Origin of the sequence: Sorangium sp. So ce145 (genome assembly GCF_051525985.1) — a bacterium.
GTDB lineage: Bacteria > Myxococcota_A > Polyangia > Polyangiales > Polyangiaceae > Sorangium > Sorangium cellulosum_B.
In genome coordinates this window covers 3,638,529-3,663,547 of sequence record NZ_CP150315.1, presented here as the reverse complement: position 1 = coordinate 3,663,547, position 25,019 = coordinate 3,638,529, and the positions used below count along the sequence as shown (strand labels likewise).

General features: G+C 68.8%; 14 protein-coding genes. 5 read left to right on the top strand and 9 right to left on the bottom strand.

What is annotated here, in order from left to right:
• Window positions 1-430 precede the first annotated feature (430 nt).
• Both WMF34_RS14005 and WMF34_RS14000 read left to right on the top strand, forming a co-directional pair.
• Entirely contained in the window at window positions 431-991 is a 561-nt protein-coding gene (locus WMF34_RS14005) for a CoA-binding protein (protein ID WP_437993588.1), read from the top strand.
• On the top strand, window positions 988-1,701 hold the full coding sequence (locus tag WMF34_RS14000; RefSeq protein ID WP_437993587.1) for a formylglycine-generating enzyme family protein: 714 nt from the start codon (window positions 988-990) through the stop codon (window positions 1,699-1,701). Before WMF34_RS14005 ends, WMF34_RS14000 begins: the two co-directional genes overlap by 4 nt.
• A 257-nt stretch (window positions 1,702-1,958) precedes the next feature.
• On the opposite strand, the gene WMF34_RS13995 is transcribed toward WMF34_RS14000, so the two are convergent.
• The 3 genes from WMF34_RS13995 to WMF34_RS13985 all read right to left on the bottom strand — a co-directional run bounded on the left by WMF34_RS13995 (window position 1,959) and on the right by WMF34_RS13985 (window position 6,751).
• Window positions 1,959-3,446: a metallophosphoesterase gene (locus WMF34_RS13995; RefSeq protein ID WP_437993586.1), complete on the bottom strand. Its 1,488-nt coding sequence runs from the start codon at window positions 3,444-3,446 to the stop codon at window positions 1,959-1,961.
• Between the two features lie 309 nt (window positions 3,447-3,755).
• On the bottom strand, window positions 3,756-6,026 hold the full coding sequence (locus WMF34_RS13990) for a protein kinase domain-containing protein (protein WP_437993585.1): 2,271 nt from the start codon (window positions 6,024-6,026) through the stop codon (window positions 3,756-3,758).
• Window positions 6,027-6,451: 425 nt separating this feature from the next.
• Window positions 6,452-6,751 carry an nSTAND1 domain-containing NTPase gene (locus tag WMF34_RS13985; protein ID WP_437993584.1) on the bottom strand — a complete coding sequence of 100 codons (300 nt, stop codon included), beginning with the start codon at window positions 6,749-6,751 and terminating at the stop codon, window positions 6,452-6,454.
• Between the two features lie 971 nt (window positions 6,752-7,722).
• Here WMF34_RS13985 and WMF34_RS13980 point away from each other — a divergent pair.
• Together WMF34_RS13980 and WMF34_RS13975 are read left to right on the top strand one after the other, a co-directional pair.
• Window positions 7,723-9,090 (top strand): MFS transporter, encoded by a 1,368-nt coding sequence (locus WMF34_RS13980; RefSeq protein WP_437993583.1) that lies wholly within the window; start codon window positions 7,723-7,725, stop codon window positions 9,088-9,090.
• A gap of 356 nt (window positions 9,091-9,446) precedes the next feature.
• Window positions 9,447-10,241, top strand: a complete 795-nt coding sequence (locus WMF34_RS13975) for a GNAT family N-acetyltransferase (RefSeq protein ID WP_437993582.1) — start codon at window positions 9,447-9,449, stop codon at window positions 10,239-10,241.
• A gap of 687 nt (window positions 10,242-10,928) precedes the next feature.
• On the opposite strand, the gene WMF34_RS13970 is transcribed toward WMF34_RS13975, so the two are convergent.
• Complete coding sequence (locus WMF34_RS13970) at window positions 10,929-12,128, bottom strand: hypothetical protein (protein ID WP_437993581.1); 1,200 nt, start codon at window positions 12,126-12,128, stop codon at window positions 10,929-10,931.
• Window positions 12,129-12,223: 95 nt separating this feature from the next.
• Window positions 12,224-14,341 carry a hybrid sensor histidine kinase/response regulator gene (locus WMF34_RS13965; RefSeq protein ID WP_437993580.1) on the bottom strand — a complete coding sequence of 706 codons (2,118 nt, stop codon included), beginning with the start codon at window positions 14,339-14,341 and terminating at the stop codon, window positions 12,224-12,226.
• A gap of 170 nt (window positions 14,342-14,511) precedes the next feature.
• Here WMF34_RS13965 and WMF34_RS13960 point away from each other — a divergent pair, with 170 nt between their 5' ends.
• Window positions 14,512-16,425 carry a PAS domain S-box protein gene (locus WMF34_RS13960; RefSeq protein ID WP_437993579.1) on the top strand — a complete coding sequence of 638 codons (1,914 nt, stop codon included), beginning with the start codon at window positions 14,512-14,514 and terminating at the stop codon, window positions 16,423-16,425.
• On the opposite strand, the gene WMF34_RS13955 is transcribed toward WMF34_RS13960, so the two are convergent.
• From WMF34_RS13955 to WMF34_RS13940, 4 genes are all read right to left on the bottom strand, one after another.
• Window positions 16,426-16,923 carry a response regulator gene (locus WMF34_RS13955; RefSeq protein WP_437993578.1) on the bottom strand — a complete coding sequence of 166 codons (498 nt, stop codon included), beginning with the start codon at window positions 16,921-16,923 and terminating at the stop codon, window positions 16,426-16,428. It abuts the gene before it with no gap.
• Between the two features lie 14 nt (window positions 16,924-16,937).
• Window positions 16,938-22,379 carry a trifunctional serine/threonine-protein kinase/ATP-binding protein/sensor histidine kinase gene (locus WMF34_RS13950; protein WP_437993577.1) on the bottom strand — a complete coding sequence of 1,814 codons (5,442 nt, stop codon included), beginning with the start codon at window positions 22,377-22,379 and terminating at the stop codon, window positions 16,938-16,940.
• Window positions 22,380-22,703: 324 nt separating this feature from the next.
• Window positions 22,704-23,774, bottom strand: coding sequence for a hypothetical protein (locus WMF34_RS13945; RefSeq protein ID WP_437993576.1), 1,071 nt, complete (start codon window positions 23,772-23,774; stop codon window positions 22,704-22,706).
• 30 nt (window positions 23,775-23,804) lie between these two features.
• Window positions 23,805-24,926, bottom strand: a complete 1,122-nt coding sequence (locus WMF34_RS13940; RefSeq protein ID WP_437994635.1) for a hypothetical protein — start codon at window positions 24,924-24,926, stop codon at window positions 23,805-23,807.
• Window positions 24,927-25,019 lie beyond the last annotated feature (93 nt).

Here is a 25,019-nt window from a genome sequence, read left to right as displayed (position 1 = left end):
CTGCGCAGCCCTGGCAGCCGCCTGTGCACCCATTTTTGTGGCCTGCCGTACGTTCGAACGGCTCCTGCGCGGTCCCGGGCCCCCTCCTGCGCCCCCCACTTGGTGCCCTACCACACGTTTCGGCAGCTCCTACGCAGCCCCGGCGCCCTCCTACGCAGCCCCGGCGCCCTCCTGCGAAGCCCCGGGCCCCCCTGTGCGCCCCGCTTGGTGTCCTGCGCTACCATGGCTCGACGCCAGCGCCTGGTCGTCGCCTCCGCGGCGTGGCTCCGGGGTCTCCTGCGCGGCGCTGCTGCCCCTCGCGACCTCGGCTTCGTGCTCTCCTCGGATCGACTCCTCGATATCACCGAGTTCTTCATCGAGCGACCGCATCTCGGCTGCTCGAGCCGCCGGTGGCGCCCCGGCGGCATTCAACGCGGAGATCGCGACGGCGATGGAGAGAATCTTCATCGCAAGGATCACGCAGGCGCAGGACGACGTCGCGCATGCTAGCTTTTCTGCGGCGCACGAGATGCTCGACCTCCCTCTCCTCGGCACCGTGGACATGGAACGGACGCTCAGGAACGCGCGCTCGATCGCGGTGCTGGGGATCAAGCCGGAGAGCCGCCGGGACCTCGATGCGCACCAGATCCCGCTTTACCTCCAGAAGGTCGGTTACCACATCCTCCCCGTCCCGACCCGCTATCCCGAGGCGACCCGGATCCTCGGCGTGCCCGTCCGCCGCCGCCTGATCGAGCTTCCCGCGCCCATCGACGTGCTGAACGTCTTCTGCAAGCCCGAGGAATTCGCGCTCCACGTCGAGGATGCGCTCGTGTTGCGTCCGCCTTTGGTGTGGTTCCAATCCGGGCTGCTCGAGCTCTCGGCGGCGCGCAGGCTACTCGACGCCGGGATTCCGGTCGCGGAGGACTGTATCGGCTGCCGGCGCGCGTCGATGTGGCCTTCCATCGAGCCATTCGAGGCACAACGCTCGGCGGCGGGCTCGCGGACGCCATGAAACCAGGCGCGCGCCCGACGCCTCCCGGCCTCGTGTGGATCCCTGGCGGCACCTTCACGATGGGCCAAGAGCCGATCTTCGAGTCCGAGGCACCCAACCCACCGCACCGCGTCGAGCTGTCGCCCTTCTGGATCGGCGCTCACCCGGTCACCCGCGCCGAATACAGCGCCTTCATCGAGGCCACGGGCGCCACGGCGCCGCCCTCCGCGGGCCGGCCCGAGCTCGACGCGCCCGATCGGCCCGTGGTGAACGTGAGTTACATAGAAGCCCTGCGGTATTGCGCCTGGGCCGGGGGGACCTTGCCCACGGAGGCGCAATGGGAGCTCGCCGCGCGCGGATTCGATGGGCGGCGCTATCCGTGGGGAGACGATCCTCCGGACGAACGGCGCGCCTGCTTCGCCGAGGACTGGAATCGCGGCGGGCCGAGCCCGACAGGCGCGCACCCGGCCGGCGCCAGCCCTTTTGGTTGTCACGATATGGCCGGCAATGTCTGGAGCTGGTGCCTGGACGCGTTCCGCGCGGACGCGCACCTCGAACGAGCGCGCCTCGGCCGCGATCCGTGCGTGGGCGGCGCGACGCGGGTGCGCCCGCTGCGCGGCGGGTGCTGGCGCAGCATCGAGAGCAGGCTCCAGTCGGCGTACCGCAACTGGAGCCACGAGGTCGCGCGGCACACCACCATTGGCTTTCGTATCTGTATCTCGATTGATTGACGCGAAGACTGCAAGGAGGAAGACAGATCGCGTCACCTGAAGTGAGCCTGACGATTCGGCGTTGAAACCGCCAGAAAAGCGCAAATTGAAACCGCCAGGAACGCCAAGGACGCTACGACGGTGTTCTGTCCTTGGCGCTTTGGCGGCTCATCTTACGCTCGATCGATATAATCGGTGTTCTAGGCCTTCGAGCAGGCGCGCATCTGCGCCCGCAAAGGCGCAGAATACGAACAGCTGGCGCGGCGAAGCCGGTGGCTTCACGCTCTGCGCAGCCTCTCAACGGCGGCGCGGAGCGCGTCGGCGACAGCAGCAAAGTGCTCGTCGTGATCGCGGGGCGAGATGGGCAGGTCGTCACGGGGAAGGCCTCGGAGCGCTCCGAGCGCAGTCTGCTTCCAGTCACAACGGCGCAGGTAGATGGGGATCACCAGGGGCCCGCGGCCCGCGCTCTCCCGGGAGCGCGCGAGGGCTCGCTTGAGCTCGGGGCCGCCAAAGTACGGCGATTTGAGGAAGTCGGCGCTAATGAGCACCAGGAAGATCTCGGCGGACTCGACCGCCGCGTCGATCGCGTCCTGTTCGACGGCGCCGAGGTCGGTGGAGTCGCGGTAGTGAAGGCGGATCGCGCCTGCGTGGCAGAGCGCGGAGAGGTGGGTATCGAGCTCGTCGCGCAGCTCGCGGTCCTTGGGCGCAAACATGATGAAGACGTCAACGGGCGCGAGCTCTCTCCGCGGATCCGGCGCCGCGCGGGGTGCGCTGAGCGGCGGTGCAGCCAGCCGGGCGCCAAAGTGCAGCTCCTGCACGGCGGCTCCCTTGCCGGCCGCGATCCACTCGCGCGCCTGCGGGTCGTACTCGCGCCGGACGCGACGCGCGACGCCTGGGCTGTCCACCACGACGGCCTGGTAACCGAGCTGGAGCATCCAGGCGCGCCGCCCGTAGCTCGCGACCCCGGCGCTCGCGCCCCCAGCGGTCGACAGCCACCAGCCCTCGATCTCGCGCACATCCTGCCAGTCGAGGTGCTGATGCCCGTGCAGCACGAGCTGGAAGCGCTGCCGCGCGAGCCAGCGCACGGTCAGCTCCGCGTCGTCCATCACGCTGAAATCGTCGCGGTGGACGCCGGCTGGACGCATCAGGTGATGGTGCACGGCGGCGATCCGAAAGAGATCCCGGCCCTTGGTCGCCTCGAGCAGCGCCTCTGCCCGATCGAGCTGCGCGATGCCGACGCTCCCGTGCTCCTGGCTCCCCGCCGGGTCGAGGGCTTCGCACGAATTGAACCCGATGACCTCCACGCCTAGGTCGGCCACAAAATCGAAGCGTGAGACGCGCTCCCACGGGGCGGTGCTCGGGCCGAAGCCGGCGCGCTCTGCGCCGTAGAACTGTGCCCAGAGCATGTCGAAGAGCGCGTACCGGCGCGCGGGATCCGGATCGCGGGAGACGTCGTGGTTTCCCGGCACCAGCACGACGCAACGCCGAGGTAGCGCAAGCGCCGCGCAGAGCTCGCCGAGAAACGCGACCGCCATCGGAACGCCGTCGGCCGCGCCCCGATCGAGCAGATCTCCGGTGACGATGACAAGAGCCGGTCGCAGCGCCTGCTCGCGCAGGTCGCGCACCAGGCTGCCGGCGAGACCGCGGCGGTTCTGCGGTGCGAGATCCAGCTCGGTCGCCTCGCTGTTCCAATAGTGTCCCTTGGCGGGAGCCGCGCCGAAGTGCAGATCGGTCAGGTGCAGAAGGGTGAATGAGGGGTGCGCCATAACGCATTCCATGGAACAAGGCCACTTCTAGCGCGTCAAGATCGGACGCGGCGAGCCGTACGAGGGTGCACGCTACCCTCACCGAAACCGATCACGCGCAGAGCACGGGACCACCGACGGCGGCCCTGTCCTCCACTTCACCACCAACAGGACGCTCGAGGCCTGGCTCCCGAGCCGAGAGCCCCTGGGCGTTCAGCCCGGGCAAATGTCGCGGCAGCCCGGTAGCCACCCGAGCGGCGGGGAGGGCGAGCGGCCCGTCTGACACTACTGCGGGAAGCTGCCCCGGATCGGCAAAAAAACCGCATCTGGCTAATTGGACGATGGCGGTGATGGTGGCGGGGGTGCCGACTTCACTGGTGCCGATGTGGTCGACGCTGGCGGACGAGAACCACCTCCCGACGTCGTCACACTCGGTGAACTGCTGGATGGCCTTGGCCTCCCCGCGACCGCCGTAAGCGGCACGACGATATGCACGGGATGTTCCGACGGCCCCTGTATGATGCTGTAAGGCTCGAACCCTTCCTTTTGAACCGTTAGTCGAAGGGGATTGCCGCGGACCATTCCATTCTCGAGCGACATCTTTAGCGGCGTGCTTCCCAGCACATCCCCGTTCTCCAGCACCGTCGCCCCCTCGGGGATCGATTCAATAATGATTTCAAAATTAGAGATCGACGAGCCTTTGACGACGGCCAATGGTATCGGCGATGCCGACGTCGGTTCCTCCACGTGATGCGCCAGGGATGGTGTCGGCGATGCCGACGTCGGTTCTTCCAGACGAGACAGCTGGGTTTCAACAAGAACAACGGCGAGTACCACGATTGAGGAGCCAATCAGGAATAACGCAGGAAATTCTAGATCAAAGCGCATGAGGCGGAGCCCCTTCAGGACTCCGGAAGATGGCTGCGGAAGAGCAGCGAGAACCTTGTCAGCCGTCGCAAGAGCAGCGTCCGGCGGGGTCGCTTCATGCCGGCGCTCCTGGGGATTCTGCTTGCCAGATACCATGCAGTTCATCAGCGCGAGGCACAGCTCCCGAGCATTAGCGAACCGCTGCTCCTTGGTCCAGTCGGTCGCCCGCAGGAGCACCGATTTTACTGCGGCGCTGGTCCGAAGCCTGCGAATGATCTTGTTAGGATCACGCACAACCCAATGCGGGAGCTCGCTGCCATGCAGGCAAAAGATTGCGGTCATGCCCAGGCCGTAGACGTCGGACCGTGCGTCCGCATCCTGGGGCCGGTGGAGGAGCTCCGGCGCCGCATAGAGGAATGTTCCGAGTGCACCGGTCCGCGTGCCCCCGGTGGTGTGCGCACCGGCGACCAGATCGAAGTCCGTGAGCTTGACTTGCCCTGACGTATCGACAAGAACGTTGGCAGGTTTGATGTCGCGGTGCACGATTCCATGAGCGTGCGCCTCCGCGAGCGCATCGCCAATCCTGCAGATGATCTCAATAACGTTGTCAGAGCGGACACGTCCGCCGAGCACCGCTTGACGCAAATCGCCGCCGGCGACGAGCTCCATCACAAAGTAGTAATACCCATCGTCTTCGCCATACGGCTTCAGGACTCGCACCACCCCCGGGTGCCGGAGCTGCGCCATCTCTCGCGCTCCTCGAAAGAGTCGCTCACGGCGGATCGCATCTCCCGCCAGCTCGGGATGCAGCACCTTGATGGCCACGCGCTCAAGGGTGCTCCGATCTAGCGCCTCCCATACCACGGCGAACCCTCCTTTACCTAGGCGGTTCAACAAGAGGTAACGACCATCTTCCAACGAGTCTCCCGCCTTCAGCTGGCCTCCTCGACGGAGCTGTCGACGCAAATCCAGGATCTCGCGGTCCACTTCAGCCGTGCTGGCCCCCACGGCAACAAGCTCTGCCTTACGGCTGCGCGCCAGCTCCAGCTTGTTACTGAGAGTCCGAGTCTCTTCGTCAGGAAACCTTGGCACAAGCCTGCGCGGGAGCGCCGGGAGGGCTTTCCCCTCGCGGGTCCCGCTGATGAAGACCCTTATCTCTCGGGCCATGTCCGTCAAATCGATGGCGATCTGATGCTGTGACCCCTGGGAGAGATAGCGATCACGTTGTGGGCGGACCTCGAGCCCGCGGAGCCACTCGGGGCTCTGCCAGTCGCAGGGAGCGGCCAGCAGCGGCACAATGGCGAGGCCGGATTGTGCGCGCCGCTTCAGAAGATGAGGCACAATTTTCGTCTGAAGAAACTCGGACCCGAGAAAGTTTGCGGTCACGATCAAGATTGCGACGGATGCGATATCCATCGCGGCAGTAAGCGCGGCATCCCGATCCTGACCGAAGCCTATCCGGTCCTCGTCCCACGGGTCTAGTAGACCTTGTAAAGCATGGACATTCAGATGCACGAGAACGAGATCTCGCCACTGGCTATCTCGAGGATCGGAGCTGATAAAGACGCTCGGCCGTGTGTCCATCATGGTCTGAACCTGGTGCGGCAGCGGCGACCGCGGCGCGTCGTCGAGGTTACCACAGCGGCGATTTTTGAGAAGATCGCGGTGCGTGGTGGCCCGAAAAGCGCTGCGGTGTCCGGCTTGCGCCAGGAGCTTCCAAAGCCGATGGGCCACCCTACGTGAAGTTGCATTCACAACCAGACGAGGCCCCTCGCGACTCCGGGTCGCTCTACCGTCCGCCGAGCGCCACGATAGATGCTCCCCCGTCTCCCCCATGCCCCGCATGACGAGCTCCTCTTGCTTGCGCTTGCTCCTTAGCGCCGCCTCATCCGCCTGCCGTTTCTCCTCGATCGCGTTAACCTCGGCCTTGCGCGCCTCGACCGCGGACCTCTGCGCCGCGTCCCGCGCCGTCCGCCGCCTCGCGGGCCCGCTTGGCTTCCGCCCCGGCGCGGTCACAGGCCTCCGCCGCCGCCCGCTGCGTCTGCTCTGCCGCCGCCGCTCGGGATCGCCCGCCAGCCGCGCCGTGAGCGCGCTCTTCAGCGTGTCCTCCGCCCGCTGGCTCGCAACGAGCTGCGCCGTGTCCACCCCATTCTGCCGGGTCAGCTTCGCGAGCCTCGTCCCCGTTGCGACAACGACCATGGACAACATCGCCGCGATGGTTCCGATACAACAAGTCGGCGTCGCCGGGGCTGACCGGCCAGCGCACCGGCCACGCCCCCGAGCACCTCGTAGCTCGCCCGCCTGAAGAGCATGCGCCGCCGATCGCGCCTCTCCCGCAGCTTGGCCGCGGTGAACTGGAGCAGCGGCAGCGCCCCGCGCGTCGTCGCCAGCGCGTCGAGGATGCCCTCGCCCCTCGCCGGCTCCTCCGCCTCGTGCCGCCCCGCCTCGCTCGGCTTCACCAGCGCCTCGCGCAGCCCCTCGCACCCCCATCAGCCGGAAGAATACGAGGGCGCGGAGCATCGCCGCGACGAAACGCTCGTGTCCGTCCAGCCGGTCGATGAAATCCGACCAGACTGAAATGACAAAGTTGCGGTGCCGAGTCGGTGCGGTCCGTCGACTCCGCCGGAAGTTTTGGTGAGACGACGGCTCGCTGCTCCTCGGAACGCATAGCCCCAACGCGGGCCCGACTGGCGAGCCTGGAGCCCGGCGACGTCGCGGAGATCGAATCTATCGCCGCGAGCTGCCCTGGTCGCCTCGCTCGTCGGCTCCATGACCCGCGCCGTCGCCCTCGGGGACGAGGTGGCAGCGGAGCAGCGCGTCCGCGAGGCCCAGGAACGAACCAGCGAGCGTGTCGGGCGCGTGCGCTGCTGCGACGGCAGCGTGCCGCCGAGCTGCACCACCACATCCTTCGAAGTCCGCCGCCTGATGTAATCAGCGGGTGCGCCCCTGCTCGCGCCGCTGGCTTGCTCCCGGGATATGCCTCCACGAACTTCCGGAACCGACCCACCGTCACATCGAACCGATCCAGCAAGAACCCTCTCGCCATCGCTGGATACATCGACTCGCTGCTCCGGTCGAACGTGCCTCCGGGTAGCGCCTCCGCGGTCGCGCAGCAGGTCTCTTCTTCACCTGGCCCGCACGTCTCGGCCAGCCCGACACAGCTCGGCCTTGCAACGCATGCCCCTCCACTGCACACGGGCGCTGCCGGAGGGCACGGCGCCGCCCGACATCAGCCGGAAACATACGATCTACGCCCCATCCAGGGTCCGACATCGACCGGAAACATACGGTCTACAACCTATTTTTGGCTCGACATCGACCGGAAACATACGATTTACGACCCATTTACGGTCCTTGTTTTATGGATCCGTCCTGAGGCCTCGAGCGCCGCACCGCGAGGTCCTTCAGAACTTGCAACTTACGAGGACCCATGACCCAGGCTACCAAGGCGACCAAGATCGAGCTATTTTCGCTGTCGACTCCAGCGATGCGCGCATTCCACCTGACCTGGCTGGCGTTCTTCGCCTGCTTCTTCGCGTGGTTCGCGGTGGCACCGCTGATGCCGGTCATCAAGGGCGAATTCGGGCTGACCAAGGAGCAGATCGCCAACATCAACATCGCCGCGGTGGGGATCACGGTGGCGGGTCGTCTGGTGATCGGGCCGCTCTGCGACAAGTACGGCCCGCGGGCGACCTACACGTGCTTGCTGGCGCTCGGCGCCATCCCCGTGCTGGGGATCGCGCTCGCGCAGAGCTATGAGGTCTTCCTGTTCTTCAGGCTGCTGATCGGCATGATCGGCGCGAGCTTCGTCATCACGCAGTATCACACGTCCGTCATGTTCGCTCCCAACGTGGTCGGCACCGCGAACGCCGCAAGCGCGGGCTGGGGCAACGCCGGAGGGGGTGTCACGCAGTCGACCATGCCCTGGGTGCTCGCGGCGGTGCTGAGCCTGGGTGTCGCCTCGTCGATCGGCTGGCGCCTCGCGATGGTGGTGCCGGGCGCGCTCATGCTCGTCGTCGCGGTCCTCTACTGGAAGTACACCCAGGACTGCCCGCAAGGGAACTACAAGGACCTCCGCGCGGCGGGCGTCGAGATCGAGGGCGGGAAGAAGGGTGGATGGGCGGTCTTCAAGGCGGCGATGGGCAACTACCGGTCCTGGATGCTGTTCATCACGTACGGGGCCTGCTTCGGGATCGAGCTCTTCGTGCACAACGTGGCCGCCAGCTACTTCGTGGACCGCTTCAAGCTGGATCTCCAGACCGCAGGCATGGCCGCGGGCAGCTTCGGGCTCCTGGCGCTGTTCGCGCGCGCGGTGGGCGGCATGCTCTCCGATCGGCTGGCGCACCGGAAGGGCCTGGACGCCCGCACGACCCTCCTGTTCGCGCTGATGGTCGGCGAGGGGCTCGGCCTGCTCTGGTTCTCCCGGATGCAGACGGCGGGGATGGCGGTGCTCGCGATGATCGTCTTCGGGCTCTTCACGCACATGGCTTGCGGCGCCACCTACGCGCTCGTGCCCTTCATCGATCGCAAGGCGCTCGGCGGCGTCGCGGGCATCGTGGGCGCGGGCGGCAACGTCGGCGCTGTCGCGGCGGGCTTCCTGCTCAAGGCGGTCGGCGACACCCAGGACTGCTTTGCGGTGCTGGGCTTCGCCGCGCTCGTCTCGTCGGTGTGCGCGATCCTCGTGCGCTTCACGGCCGCCCACAAGGCCAGCGAACAGGCCCTCTACGACAAGGCCCTCGCCGAGCGCCTCGCCCAGAGCGGCGCCCCGACCCCGGTCGGCCTCGCGCGCGCGAGCTGAACACCCCTTGAGGGTGGCCGCTGCTCTGGCTGCGCTACGGCCCCGGCGAGCCCGCGCGCGACGTGGTCGTCTTCCCCGATCTCACCGGCGCGCTCAGGCCCTCTCGGGCGCGAGCCCGGGCGAGCTCGGCGGCCCGCCGCTGCAGCGACAGCACCCGCGGGGCTAGAGCGAGCTCTCACGCGGGCGATCGATCGAAGTCGCTCGGCCGAGCACATCGAGTGCGCGCCGCGTCCGCCGCGCCATCAAGAGCCCGCACCGCGCCACCCCGCATGCGCACGAGGCCTCGCCCGCCATCGTTTCCTGGAGGAGGCCGGGATCTGTTGCGAAGGAAATGGCTTCGGTGATGGAGTGCCCCCGTGGACCGCGACTCCGTACTTGCGCTGTTTGACCACCAGATCAGGCAGGGGCGCTCCGGCGAGCCGGCGACTGAACGTTCCGGCTTCGCCCGCCGCGCCGTACGGGCGGAGGGCTCGGACGGGAGCTGGGCGACCATCATCTGGTCCGACCTCGACGAGTCGACCGTGGACCTCGCGCTCGCCGAGCAGATCGCACGCTTCGCGCCGCTCGGGCGAGCCTTCGAGTGGAAGCTTTACACCCACGATCGGCCGGCAGACCTGGGGCAGCGACTGGTCGCTGCCGGTTTTCATCCGGAGCCGGAGGAGGCGCTGCTCGTCGCCGATACCGCCGAGCTCCCCACGGAGGTCGTGTTGCCCAAAGGCGTGCGGCTGCTTCGCGTGACCGATGCCGAGGGCGTGCGGCTGGTCGTCCGGGCGCACGAGGCGGCCTTCGGTACGGATCACGCTTCGCTGGGCCGCAGGCTGGTGACCCAGCTGGCAGAGGAGCCCGAGGCGATGGCCGCCGTCGTCGCGATGGCCGGCGACGTCCCCATCTGCGCTGGCAGGGTCGAATTCCACCGAGGGACGCAGTTCGCCAGCCTCTGGGGCGGAGGGACCGCGCCTGCGTGGCGTGGTCAAGGCGTTTACAGGGCGCTCGTCGCGTACAGGACCCGCCTCGCGGCCGAGCGCGGTTATCGTTACCTCCAGGTCGATGCTCGGCCCGACAGTCAGCCCATCCTGTCGCGGCTCGGCTTCGTCCGACTCGGCACGACCGTCCCGTACATTTACGAAAACGTTCTCGATGCCCCGAAGTAATTCAGGAGCATGCCGCCGGTCCCGTAGCCGAAGCCGTACGCGTTGTCGGCCGTGATGATGACGCTCACGTCGGTCGAGAGCCCGCTCCCCCCACCGACGCCGACGATCTCGCCCGGCTCGTTCCCGCCATCACCCCCCGCGCCCCCGCCGCTGGAGCCGGCCTAGAACATCGATCGTGTTGATCAAGCGAGGAATGAACCGCCAAGACGCCATAAGACGCCATAAGACGCCAAAAAACACAAAAATCTTGGCGTCTTATGGCGTCTTATGGCGTCTTGGCGGTTGGAAATTCTGCGCTTTTCAGGCAGTTTCAACCCGTTTGTCGCCCTAGTACTACAGCCGTACTTGGTCCGAGGTGCGGCTGTAGACATCAAAATCGTCGAGAAATCCGTGCCCGTCCGCCCGTCTACAGCCGCAAATGGACCGCAAGTACGGCTGTAGTACTAGGGGCCGCCGGGGCCGCCGGGGTCACCCGTGCCAGCGTCGGAACACCCGGAACCATGGAGCGCAACAGCGAGAGCCAGAGCAGGAGCGAGACGTAGGTGCATTGCACAAGGATCGGCGGCGTCGCGGCGCGCGTAAAGCCCCACCGCGGGCGCCCGATCGAGGTATCCCGGCGTCGCGCGCGCCCGCCGAGCTGGCCTCGGACCGCGGGCCCCGGCCAGCGCGCCAGCGGCTGCCCTGAAGCTACCATGGATCCATCTGAAAGTGATCGCGCACGATCCACTGAGGCGTTCCGCAGTCGTGGACGCTGCCCAGCGTGAACCGCTGACCAAAACCGCGCAGCTCCGCCATCTGCTCGGGTGTCGCGGAGGTGATGTTCGCCAACAGCCGCAAGCTCGGCAGCCCCTCGGCGCGCAGAAGCGACAACGCCGCGTCCGCGCCGAGCGGCGTGAAGAATGACATGAGCAGCTCGAGCGATCGATCTCGAGCGTGACTCAACGCGTACGCGGCCGCGTCGTCGAAGTCGCTCTCCTCCACGTTCAGCCGCTGCAGCGAGGCCCAGGTCGCGCTCTCCGCCAGGTCACGCCAGAACGCCGGGCCCGCCGGAGTTCCCCACAAGCTCAGCGAGCGCAGCCGTGCCGAAAGCGGCAGCCCCGACAGACGCGGCATCATGCCGGCGTCCACCTCGCTGCAGCCGAGCGCCAACCGCTCCAACCGAGGCCAGCATGCCCCCTCGAACAGCGTGCACAGCGACCCGCTCAACACCCGCTCGTTGAAGCCCAGCGACAGGTGCCGCAATTGCAACCAGGCACCCGCGCCGTGCAACGCCTCGAGCCCGGCGTCCCCGATCCGCAGGTTCCACAACCCCAGCTGCTCGAGCTCCTCCTTCGGCAGCACGCGAGCAAACTCCGCCATCACGGCGTCCCCCTCGAAGCTCGCGCCGCTCGCCTCCAGCACCAGCTGCCGCAGCATCGTCGCCGCGGGAGCCCGCGCCAGCGTCAACGCATCCCCTGCGTCGAGCAAGGCATCGGACAACAGCAGCCGTCGCGGCTTCAACGACTCGAGCGCAGCCAGGCACTCCTCCAGCTCGGCGCGCGGCAATTGCTCGAGCTCCAGCGAGCTCGCGTCCAGCAGCCGTACTCGAGTCAGACGCCACAGGCACGCCGCATGATGTTTCCTCACCCGACGCACCTTGAACACCCCCCACGCGAACTCGCCGTCGACCCCATCCTTGTCGCCCAACCCCCACGCCCTGCGCAGCTCGTCCCGCGCCCTCCGCCGCGCTTGCCACGCTCCCGCCTCGTCGGCTCTCACGCGCCGCTCCCATTCGATCAGCTCAGCCAGCGGATCACCCGCCGCCGTCAACGTCTCGGCGTACGCGAGCCAGGCCTGCGCATCGGACGGATCACGCCGCAGCGCGGCCTCGAGCTCTCTATCGTTCATCGTTCGCCTCAGCGTCGCTGTGCCTACAATGCCACCTTCACGCAGTCGACGCCAAAGCCAGGCGCCCTCGCAACCGGGGGCGCGAGCGCGGCAGGTCAGCGCGAGAGCGGGCTCGCCGTGCTCCGCAGCTCGCGGCGCCCCGCCGACAGGGCCTCCATCAGCGCGGCGTCCTCGGCTGGCTTGACGAGGTGCTTGTCGAAGCCCGCCTCTCGCGATCTCCTCCGGTCCTCGTCCTGACCGTAGCCGCTCAGGGCGACGAGGCGCGTCGACGCGAGCGACGGCTCGGCGCGGATGGCGCGGGCCACGTCGTACCCATCCATCCCGCCCGGCAACCCGAGGTCGCACAGCACCACATCCGGAGGGCGCGCCCGGGCCGCCGTCAGGCCGGTCGGCCCGTCGAACGCCGTCTCCACGTCGTAGCCGCTCAGGGTCAAGAGCATCTCGAGGCTCTCGGCCGCGTCGTGGTTGTCCTCGATCACGAGGACGCGAACCCCCTGGCGACTGGCCTCCTCCCCGGCGGAGGCGGACGACAGGTCCCGCGCGACCGGCGCCGCGAGCGGCAGCCGCAGCGTGAAGACCGAGCCTCGGCCGGGCCCCTCGCTGTGAGCCGCCACCGTCCCGCCGTGGAGCTCGACGAGCCCCTTCACCAGCGCAAGGCCGAGCCCGAGCCCCCCCTTGCTCCGGGCCAGCCCCTGATCCGCCTGGCTGAACGGATCGAAGATGCGCGATAGCAGCCCCGGATCCATCCCGACGCCGTTGTCCTCGACCGTGATGACGGCCTGTCCAGACACGCCCCCTTCGCGCCCGGGCGCCCGAGGACGAGGGCCCGCCTCGACGCGCACGCCCACGCGCCCTCCCCCGCTCGCGCCCGCGTCGGTGAACTTGCCGGCGTTCTGCAGCAGATTGCCCAGCATCTGCGCCAGCCGGGTGTCGTCGCCCTCGACCCAGAGCGGCTCGTCCGGCACGCTCACGCGGAGCGCCACGCCCTCGGCCTCGAGGTTCGCCCGGTAATCCTCGGCGGTCTGGCGGACGATGCCGACGATATCGCAGCGCGCCTTGCGGAGCTGGATCCGGCCGCGGGCGATGCGAGAGATGTCGAGCAGGTCGTCGATCAGCCGGACCATGTGCGTGACCTGGCGATCGATCACGTCCCGGGCTCGTCGCTGCACGGGATCCGCCGCTCCGACCCTCCGGAGCATCGCGACGGCCGTGCGGACGGGCGCGAGGGGGTTGCGCAGCTCGTGGGCGAGCATGGCCAGGAACTCGTCCTTCCGCCGGTCCGCGTCCCGCAGCGCCTGCTCTGCCAGCTTGAGATCGTGGATGTTGATGGCGATCCCGAACCAGCGGACGATCCGGCCCGAGGCGTCGCGGATGGGCCGCCCGCGCACCTTGAACCACTGGTATCCGCCGTCGCGCCACTGGACGCGGTACTCCAGATCATACGGGGCGAGCCCCCCGACCGCGGCGCGCCAGGCGGCGAAGACCCGCTCCCGATCGTCCGGGTGCAGGACCTCGAGCCACCGGTCGCCGAACTGCCGCTCGGCGGCCACGCCGGTGAACTCGACCCATTGCTCGCTGAAGAACTCGCAGTAGCCGTCGGGCCGGGTCGCCCACACCATGCCCGGGATCGATTCGAGGGTCTGACGGTGAAAGAGCTCGCTCTCGCGCAGGGCGGCCTCGGCCCGGTGGCGCTCGGTCAGATCCAGCATCGAGCCGATCATGCGAGTGGGCGCGCCGCTCGCGCTCCGGCCGATGTAGCCGCGGTCGAGGAAGGGCGCGTACGAGCCGTCGGCCTTGCGAAAGCGGTACTCGCCGGTCCAGCTCTCCCCGTTGCCGTCGATCGCCGCGCGGATCCCCTCGGATATCCGCACCCTGTCCTCCGGGTGGATGCGGTCGTACCAGCCCTCGGGGCCGTCGCCGAGCTCCTCCGGCGTGCAGCCGAAGTGCTGGACGACCGCTCCGTTCCAGGAGACCCGGTTCGTCTCCAGATCCCAGTCCCAGATCACGTCGTTCGTGGCGCGGTTGACGAGGCGATACTGCTCCTCGCTCCGCCGGACGGCCGCCTCGGCCGCCAGCCGGGCGGCTTCTGCGCTGGCCGCGCGGTCGCGGGCCTCGCTCTCCCGCAGCGCCACCTCGGCCTGCCCGGCCGCGGTGGCGCCCTCGGCGCCCTCGGCGCGCTCGCGGCCAGCCCCGTCCACCCGTGTGCTCCGCATCGTCCTCGCTCGGAGGTTTGCGTAGTGGAGCGCTCGGCGTTTGGCCACTCGCCGCGCCGAGAAACGATGCTGGAGACCTCGGCGACGCGGGCCCCCGCGCGGGCCCCGTCCGCCGGCGCGAGCTCGCCTGCGCGGTTGCGGCCGCGGCCTCTGGTAACAATGCATAGAGCGTGGCCGCGCTGGGGAAATCCGCGGAAGAAGGCGCCGCCGACGCGCTCAAGCGACAGCTGGCCGAGCTCGGCGGCGCCGAGGCGTTGCTGCAGGCGATCCTGGACAGCGCATCCGATTGCATCCTGGTGATCTCCCCGGAGGGCACGATCCTGCTGTCCGGCCGCGCGCTGCCGAGGGCGAGCTCGGCGAGCCTGCTGCGGACGAGCATCTACGAGCACATCGCCCCGGAGACGCGCGAGGCGGCCCGCTCCTGCGTCGAGCGCGTGGTGCGGTCGGGTGCGTCCGACAGCTGCGAGTGCACGATCCCCGGCGAGCACGGCCACGCGGCGCGCTACGAGGTGAAGGTCAGCCCCATCCTGCGCGGCGGCCGCGTCGCCACCCTGCTCGTGATCTGCGCCGACGTCACGGAGCGGAGGGCGACGGAAGCGGCGCTCCGGAGGAGCGAGGAGCGCTATCGTTCGGTGATCGCCGCCCTCGACGAGGGGATCGTCCTCCAGGACGCGAGCGGCTCGATCGAGGCGTGCAACGCGAGCGCCGAGCGCATCCTCGGGCTCACGTCCGCCGAGATGGCCGGCCGGGAGAGCCGCGATCCCCGCTGGCGGGCCGTCCACGAGGACGGCGCTCCGTTCAACGGCGACCTGCACCCGGCCATCGTGACGCTCCGCACGGGGGCGCCGCAGAAGAACGTGATCATGGGGGTACACCGGCCGGAGGGCGACATGGCGTGGATCTCCATCAACTCGCAGCCGTTGCTGCGCCCGAGCGAGTCCATCCCGTATGCGGTGGTCACGTCGTTCCACGACATCACGGAGCGCAAGCGGTCCGAGGAGGAGCTGAGGAGGAGCGAGGAGCGCTTTCGCGCCACGTTCAACCAGGCCGCGGTCGGCATCGGCCAGGTGTCGGTCGAGGGCCGGTGGCTCCGGCTGAACGAGAAATTCTGCGATCTCGTGGGTTACTCCCATGCAGAGATGACCAACCTCACGTTCCAGCAGATCACGTATCCGCCGGATCTACCACCCGATATCGAGAACGTGCGCCGCATCTTGTCGGGGGAGGTCCAGACGGCCTCGCGGGAGAAGCGTTATGTCCGGAAGGGCGGCGAGCTGGTCTGGACGAAGGTCACGGTCTCGCTGGTGCGTCACGCCTCCGGGGCGCCTGCCTACTTCGTCGTCATCGCGGAGGACATCACGGACCGGAAGCACGTCGAGGAGACGCGCCAGGAGTTCTTGACCATCGCGTCGCACGAGCTCAAGACGCCCCTCACCCCGGTGATGCTCCGGGTGCAGGCGCTCCTCCGCATCTACCGGCGGGCCGGCGGGCCGCCGCCGGCCGCCGAGGAGGTGATCCCGAAGCTCGAGGCCGTGGAGGCGCTGCTCGGCAGGCTGCACCGGCTCGTCGAGGAGCTGCTCGACATCTCGCAGATCACGGCGGCGCCGATGACGGTGGCGCCGGAGGAGGTCGACCTCAGCGCGCTCCTCCGGGACATCCTGAGCGGACACGCGCCGCTGCTCCGGCGCGCGGCCTGTCCGGTCACCGTCGACGCGCCGAGCGCCCTCCGCGGCCACTGGGACCCGGTGCGGCTCGAGCAGATCATCAGCAACCTGCTCTCCAACGCGTCCAAGTACGGCGGCGGCAAGCCCGTCGACGTGGCGCTCGAGGCGTCCGGCGACATGGCGCGCCTCACCGTCCGCGACCGCGGGATCGGCATCGCGGCGGCCGATCACGAGCGGATCTTCCGCTGCTTTCAGCGGGCGACGACGTCGCGCCATTACAGCGGGTTCGGGCTCGGGCTGTGGATCGTGCGCGAGGCGGCGGAGGCGATGGGCGGGGCGGTCCGCGTGGAGAGCCGCCTGGGCGAGGGCGCGAGGTTCACGGTCGAGCTGCCGCGCGCGCGGCGGCACGCGAGCTCCTGATCAGCTCGCGTCCGGGGGCATGATCCCGCGCACGAGCCTCTGCGCGCTCGCCATGCTGGAGACGAGGCTGTGATGCTGGACGGCCTTCTCGACGGCCGCGATGAGCCCCGACACGTCGCCATTCTTGTCGAAATAGCCGAACGCCTTGTGGGTCGAGAGCAGGTCTTGCTTCTCCAGGATGTCCTGGAACGCGGTGTAGAAGATGATCGGCACCTTGGGGAACAGCGCCTTGATCTTCAGGTAGGCAGTGAGGCCGTCGATGCCCGGCATGCGGATATCCAGGATGACCAGGCTGACCATCTCCGTCATGGCGGCGATGCCCTCCTGCGCGCTCGCGTACAGGCGCACGTCGTAGTCACGCCGCAGCGTGAACTCGAGCGCAGACCGCATCCGCGGGTCGTCGTCGATCACGACCACGATCGCCCGCTCCTTGTCGGGCTCCTGCGGCGCCTCGTCCGAAGCTTCGCGGAAGCGCCTGGTGAATTTCGCCGATGCCATCTTGGCGCCTCCTTTCAGTTCCCGGAGAGGTTGAGATCGAACCGGTCGACGGGCGCGCCGGCCGGCTGCGGCCGTTGCGGCTGCTGCGGCTGCTGGTGGGGCGCCGCGCGCGGAAGCCGGACGACGAACGTCGTTCCGCGCTCCGCGGCGCTCTCGACGTCGATCGTCCCGCGGTACATCGCGACGAGGCGCGAGACGAAGCTGAGCCCCAGGCCCACGCCGGTCGTCGGCTTCGTCGAGAAGAACGGCTGGAAGATCTTCGAGAGGTCGTCGGACGAGATCCCGCCGGCGTTATCGCTGATGGTGAGGACCTGGAGCTCCCCCTCGTCGACCGTCTCGACCCGCATCCGCCGGTCGCGGCCGTCGCCGACCAGGAGCAGCGCGTCGCGCGCGTTCAGGACGATGTTGCTCACGATGGAGTCGAAGTGCGACTCGTACCCGACGACCGCCGAGCCGCCCCGGAGATCGAGCTCGACCGACACGCCCTGGCGCGCGAACTCGTCGCGGTGCCGCGCCGCGACGGACTCGACGACGCGGCGGAGGCTCACGACCTCGTTGCCGGCGAGCGCGACGCCGAGCTTCGAGTACTCCAGGATCCTGTTCGTGACGCTCAGCGCGCGCTCGGTGCAGTCGCCCACCATCCGGAGCACGCTGTCGAGCGTCTCCTCCGCCTCCTCGATGTCGCCCAGATGGGCGATGACCGCCTTGATCTTGCCCTCCGGGATATCGCCCTTGAGCAAGTCGAAGAGCTCGCCGAGCCGGGCCGCGTTCTTCGCGCACAGCGTCTCGCCGCCCTGGGTCACCGACTCGAGCACCATGGCGGCCCCCGAGAGGGCGTTGCGCATCTCGTGCGCGAAGCCGCCCGCCATCTGGTTCTCGACCGCCTCCCGCTCCAGGCGGACGATCGTCGCGTGGGCCTGCTCGAGCTCCGCCGTGCGCTCGCGGACCTTCTGCTCGACGCCCGTGTAGAGCTTCGCGTTCTCGATGGAGATCGCCATCTGCGAGGACAGCATCGACAGCAGCTCCAGCCGATCCTGGGTGAACGTCCCGGTCGCCGTGTTGTTCTCGAGGTAGATGGCCCCGTAAAGGCCGTTATGGTGGGTGATGGGCGTGCACAGGACCGACCTCGGGCAGCGCTGCGCGACGTAGTCGTCGCGCTGGAACTGCCTGTCTGTCGAGGCGTCGGAGAGGACGACGCACTGGCCCGTCCGCGCGACGTACTGCACGATCGCGGCCCACAGGAGCGGACGCTCGTGCGCCGCGGCCTTGTCGAGGGGCAGCCCCGGGAAGCGCGGTTCGTCGCGGCCGTCCGTCCAGTCGACCTCGGCCTCGATCCGCAGGCCGTCGCTGTCCCGGAGGACGAGGCAGCCGCGCTGCGCGCCGGCGTTCTCCATGGCGACCGACAGGAGCTTGGCGAGGAGCCTGTCGAGCACGATCTCCCCGGAGATCGCCTGCGCCGCCTTCAGGACCGTCCTGAGATCGAGGCGAGAGGCGCCGAGCGTGCTCGTCGTGACGAACGTCCGTGAGGGCGCGATCTCCGAGGATCGCGGAGGGTGCGCCTCGCGCGCGGCGAGCTGCGGATACCGCTCCTCCAGGTCCTGCGCCTTGCGGGCGGCGCCCCAGAGGTCGTAGTGGTAACTCGCGTCCGCGAGGTAGACGCGCGCGAGCTTCTCTCTCCCCTGCGCGAGCCAGAACCGCCCCGCCAGCTCGCAGGCCACCGCGGCCTCGTTCACGTAGTCGTGCTCCGAGGCGGACGCGATGGCGCGGTCGTACAGGTCCAGCGCCTCGGCCGCGCGGCCGTCGATCCGCGCGAGCTCGGCCTCCACGAGCAGGTACCTGTGCAGGAAGTTGCTGGCGCACGTCGCGGACAGCGCCTCGAGCTTCGCCTGGTTCTCCGACAGCTTCGCGCGGTAGCGCGCCTTGTCCTCCGGCGAGGCCGCCGGGTAGAGCGCTGTCATGGCGAGGGAGTAATAGAAGGTGTGCAGCGGCGTGAACACCTTGCCCGTGCTCGCGCCGAGGGTCGGCTCCGTCTCGGCGGCGTGCTTGTAGGCGAGCTCGTATTCGCCGAACACGAAATAGAGCATGGCCTGCGCCGTATGGATATAATTGACGGTGTTGAAGTTCTTCGTCGCGTAGAGGCCCGGGAGCGCCTGCTCGGCGTCGAAGAACTCTCCCTTGATCTTCGCCGCGTGCTCGGACCTGCCGGTGAGGTTCCGGATGACCTGCCGCCACACGCTGAGCTGGTTGATGACCTGCTCCTGCTTGAACCTGAACACCTCCTCGATGTGCCTGTCGAACATCGCCTCGAGGTCGAGGAGGTTCTGCCCGGAGACGGCGCCGCAGACGAAGGCGTTGATCAGGCAGTACGCGGCGCTCTCGGCGTCGCCGTTCTCGGCGTAGCTCAGGTATCCTTCGATGAGCGGCGCCTGGCTCTCGCGGGCCGGACGGTAGAAGTGCCGGGAGAGCCCGTAATAGAAGTTGTAGACGCTCGCCTTGTAGAACGGCTCGTCCCGGCGCCGGTGCACCGCGATCGCCAGCTCGCCGAACCGGGATCCCGTCGCGATGTCGCCCACGCCGGCGTTGACGAGCACGCTGAACGCCGCGAACGCATAGGACGAGAGCGGCGACTCGCCGTGATCCATCGTCAGGTCGAGCGCGCGGCAGATGAAGAGCCCGAGCATCTCCGGCGCGGCGAAATACGACGCATGGATCGCGCGCCGGAGGATGACGAGCGCGGCTTGCTTCGGGGCCTCCGTCATCGGGGCGAGCTGGCCGAGGCGCTCGAAGCCTATCTCGGCGACCTGCTTCGTCGTCTTCGTGTAGGCGTCGAGGAAATCCTGCATGCCGGGGCTCGCCGGGAACGTCTCGCCGAGCTGCGCGAGCGCCTCCACGGCGATGTCCACGGCCTTCCGGAACTCCGCCTGGGTGTGGTGATAGAGGATCAGGAGCTCGTAGAGCTTGCTCCTGTTCATGACGTCGTGGATCTCGCACAGGGCGGCGTCCACGAGCTCCTTCATCGCGCCCCAGTCGGCGTTCATGCACGCCGCCTCGGCCGCGCCGACGTGGAGCGCGCTCATCAGCGCAGGATCGCTCTGCCAGGCGCTCGCGGGCAGCAGCGAGAGGCCTCGGGCGAAGTAGCCGCGCGCCGCGTCGAAGGCGGCGGAGAGCAGCGCGCGCCGGCCCGCGAGGAGGTTCAGCTCCGCGAGGCGCCGCTGCTCCGCGGCGTCGCTCAGCAGGTCGGCGCCGCGGTTCAGGTGGTAGACCACGTCGAAGACCTTCTCCTCGGGCGCGCGCCCGCCCAGGCTCCGCAGGAGCAGCCGGCCGATGTCGGCGTGGAGGCCGCTGCGCTCGCCGTCCTCGATCATCGCGTACGCGGCCTGCTGGACGCGATCGTGGAGGAACCTGTAGTCCGGGAAGACGAGCGGCGCGGCGAGATCGTCGGGCGCCGCGGGCTCCATCGGGGAGAGCGGGACGAGGAGGCCCTCCTGGAGCGCGGGCGCGAGGTGCCGGTGGGCATCGGCGCGGGTCTCCTCGCGGATGACCGCGAGCCTGCCCAGGTCGAAGCGGTTGCCGAGGCAGGACGCGGACATGAGCGCTCGCTGCGTGTCCGCGGGGAGCTCGCGGAGCTTGCCGATCATCAGGTCGACGACGTTGTCCGTGATGTTCCTGGACTCGATGTGCTCGACGTCCCACGTCCACGCCGCGAGCCCGGCGTCGTACCGCAGACACCCGGTGTTGTGCAGCGTGCGGAGGAACTCGTTGACGAAGAACGGGTTGCCGCCCGTCTTCCGCGTGACCAGCGCGGCGAGCGGCATGACCGCCGCGGCGTCCGCGCGCAGCGCGTCGGCGAGCATCCGACAGACCATCTCGGCGCCGAGCGGCCCGGGAGAGATCTCGCGCACCCGGCCCACCGCCCCTTCCCGTCGCAGCGCGGCGAGCGCGGCCGAGAGCGGGTGCGCGGCGCCCACCTCGTTGTCGCGGTAGGCGCCGATCACGAGCAGGCCGCGCAGCTTCGCGTCGGTCATCAAGAGCTCGATGACCCTGAGGGACGCGGCGTCGGCCCACTGCAGGTCGTCGAGGAAGATGGCCAGGGGGCGCTCGGCGTCGCAGAACACGCGGACGAAGTTCTGGAGCACGCGCACGAAGCGGTTCTGGGACTCGGCGGGCCCCAGCGCCTGGACGGCCGGCTGGTCGCCCACGATGCGCTCGATCTCGGGGATCACGTCGACGAGGACCTGCCCGTTCGCCCCGAGCGCGGCCTTGATCTTCGAGCGCCAGAGCGCGAACTGCGCCTCGGGCTCGGCGACGATCTGCCGCACCAGGTCGCGGAACGCGCTGGTGATCGCGGTGTACGGGGTGCTTCGCTGGAGCTGGTCGTACTTGCCCGCGACGAAGTACCCGCGCGCCTCGGTGATGGGCTTGTACAGCTCGTGCGCCAGCGCGGACTTGCCGATCCCCGAGTACCCGGCGATGAGCATCAGCTCGGCGCCGCCCCGCGCCGCGCGATCGAACGCCTCGAGCAGCGCCTGCACCTCGCGCTCGCGCCCGTAGAGCTGCTGCGGGATGCGGAGCTCGCCGGAGGCGTCGGCGCGGCCCAGCGGGAACGGGGCGATCTCGCCCGTGGCCGCGAGGCGCCGCTCGCACTCCTCCAGGTCGTGAAGGAGGCCCGCCGCGCTCTGGTAACGGCCCTCGGCCGCCTTCGCCATGAGCTTCATCACGAGGTCCGACAGGACCTCCGGCACGCCCGGACAGCGCGCGCGCGGCGGCGCGGGATCGCGCGCGACGTGGCAGTGGACGAGCTCCATGGCGTCCGTCGCGCTGAAGGGCGGCGCGCCCGTGAGGAGCTCGTAGAAGGTGGCGCCGAGCGAGTAGAAATCGGTGCGATGGTCGAGGGACCGGTTCATGCGGCCGGTCTGCTCGGGAGAGATGTAGGCGAGCGTCCCCTCGAGCACCGCGGGGCTCTTGATCGAGAGCTCTTCCCGGGAAAGCCGCGTCGAGATGCCAAAGTCGATGATCTTGGCGACACCCGTCTCGCGGTTGACTACGATATTGGACGGATTGATATCCTTGTGTATAATTCCGCTTCCGTGGACTTCGCGAAGGGCGCTCGTGATCTGGATCGCAAGCCGGACGAAGTCCGCGGCGTCGAGCGGGCGGCGCTGGAGGTGGTGGAGGTGGTGCGCCAGCGAGCGGCCGCCGAAATCCTCGAGGACGAGGAGGAGCCCGTTCTCGTGCCTGCACAGGTCGAGCGCCCGGACGACGCCCGGCGCGTCCAGGTCGCGGAGCACCGCGTATTCATGCCGGTAGCGCGTGAGCTCCGTCTGGCTGGGATAGTCCGAGCGCAGCAGCTTGAGGATCACGGCGCGCCCGTCTCCGGCGCGCCGGCCCCGGTAGACGCGCGAGCTGCCGCTCTCGTAGATCGTGTCGGTCGCTTGATACCCCGAGATCGTCAGCATCACTCCCCTTGACGTCAGACGTGCTCTGGCGCTGTCAGGCGCGGCCCACAGGCCACGGCGTGGCATGCCCCCACCACGAATGTGTCCTGGATGGTACCACGAAGCCGCTTCGCGGCTGGACGAATCTCGCCGGACGGCGTGGGTGGATATCCGCCGTTGATACCTGTTCTGGTTCAAGGTGCCACCTTGGGAGCCAGGCCTGCGAGGTCTCCGGACAGGCAGCAGGGAACAGAGGGTGATGGCCCACACGGAGCCGGGATGCTGCCCGAGCGCTCGCTCGCCCGGGTGTGAAGTCCGGAGAAGCGAGAGGGGGCACGACGTGCGTCAGGACATCAGGCCGAGCGCGAAGAGGGCGTCGGACCAGAGTGGCCAGAGCGTGCGGAAGGGGTGCGTGGCCAGCACCACGCCGCCGCTTGGCAAACGGCGGACGTGGAACCGGGCGTGATCGACCAGGAACTCGAAGTGGTCGAGGGTGATGTCGACCTGCGAGAGCGGCGAGCCGTCGCCTGTCTCCGTGCCCTGTCCGTCGCGCCCCCTGAACGGGAGCGTCCGCTCGTAGATCTCGCGCGCGCGCGGCTCTGCCGCGCGCCACGCGCCGTCGGGCTTCTCCGCCGCTGCTTCGAGCGCCTCGAGCAGCGCGGAGGGCGGAATCTCCAGCGCCTTGAGGACGGCTTCACGGGAGAGCGAGCGCGAATGCGCGCTGACATGCCTCAATGCGACGCACGCGCCAGGCGGCGCGGCTTCCACCCGCGCGCGGAGCGCTTCCAGCGGCAGGCCCGCGGTGCGCGACACCCTCTCCTTGTCATGGAGGCAGAGCCACGAGAGGGCGAGATCGCGTCCGATGTCGCGGGCGTCGGCGTTGTATGTGGCGCACATGGCGACCGGCGCGAGCCAGGTCCGCGCCGTCGTGCAGCCGCCGGTCGGGACACGCCCGCTCGCGTCCGGCGCGCAGAGGCGGAGCAGGACGTCGTCGATGTCCTCCAGCGCCATGTGCCACGCGAGCACCGCTTCGGCCTGCACGGAGCGCGGACCCCTCCCCAGGGCGAGGTCCATGTGCATGGGGGAGAAGTCCTCGATCTCGCGGGCGTGCATGTGGAGGGGGCCCATCGGCTTGAGACGTTCGCTCCTGTCGGTGAAGCAGCGAAGGATGCAATGGACGAAGTGGTCATAGCTCAACGATGCGACGAAGTAGGTTTCGGCGTCGGTGCGCCCGAAGTGGGCGCGGAGCATGCTGACCACCTCATCTACGGAGGTCGTGTTGCACTCCGTGTCGCGGTCCATGATCGCGCGGATACCGTACTGTGGCTCCTTGATGAGGGCCGACAGCGCCGCGCCGAACGCGTCGACCCTCTGTGCCTCGTCACACCATGCGAAGAAAAACGGCCCTTCTCTCATCGCTCGATCATCCTCATGGTGTAGCCTGCGTCAGGACATCAGGCCGAGCGCGAAGAGCGCGTCGGCCCAGAGCGGCCAGAGCGTGCGGTACGGGTGTGTGGCCAGCACCACGCCGCCCCTCGGCAGGCGGCGCACGTGGAAGGGGGCGTGCTGCTCGATGAATCGAGTGTGCGCGCCCGTATTCACGGTCACGTCCTCGGTGGGCGTCCCCTCCTTCGCTGCCTGAATGGTCTCGAGCGCGATCGGCTCGATCGCGCGCCACGCGTCGTCCGGTACAGCGGAGGCTTCGAGTGCTTCAAGCAGCGTGGCCGGCCGCGTGGAGAGCGCTGCAAGGACTTGCTCGCGCGTCAGCTCGCCGTCGCCCGCGAGCGCGACCCGCGTGCCGACCGGCAGAACCTCGCCGCGCGCGCGCAGCGCGTCCTCCCTCTCTGTGAGCTCGATGGTCTTCCTCCAGCGCGCGCGCGGATCGGGTTCATCGCGCACCAGCAACCCCATCCTCTCCGTCTCTGCGAGATGCTCCAGCGCGGCGTGCTTGCGCGCGCGCGCGACGGTGCCAGCGACCGCGATCCGCGTCCCGCGCGGCGCGGCCTCGACACGCGCTCGGAGCGCATCGAGCGAGTTGCCTGCGGCGCGCGCCACCTTGTAGCCCTCGTGGACGTGCACCCATGAGAGGGCGAGATCGCGCGCGATGAGGGAGTCCGCGTGGTATGTCGCGGCGAGCTCGATCGGTGGACCCCAGGCACTGAGGTCCGAGCATCCGCCGGTCGTCACGTGTTCGCTCGAGCAGACACGGACCAAGAAGTCGTTGATGTCCTGCTGGACATGCACCGACATCACCGCGGCTTCGACCTCGACGGAGCGTGCCCCGACAGCCACGTCGATCCTGTGTGGGAGCAGATCGTGATGATCGCCGCTCGACGCGTTCAGAGGACCGTCCGGGGACCGGCGCTCGTGCTTCTCGTCGGCGCAGCCGACGGTGAGCGGGATGCCGTGGCCGAAGCTCGTCATCGTCCAGAAGCTCGCTCCGATGCGCACATGTGTCCCGAAGGCCGAGCGAGCCACTTCCACGGCTTTCTCGACAGGAAGCGCGGCGTAAGACCTATCGGGACCGTCGAGCGGATGGATCGAGAGCCTCACGAACCACCCCGGCATGACGAGGGCGGACAGAGCAGCCGCAAACGCGTCGACCCTGTGTTCCTCGTCGCACGCCGCATACAGGCGAAGGGGCTCCTCCCTCAGCGTACG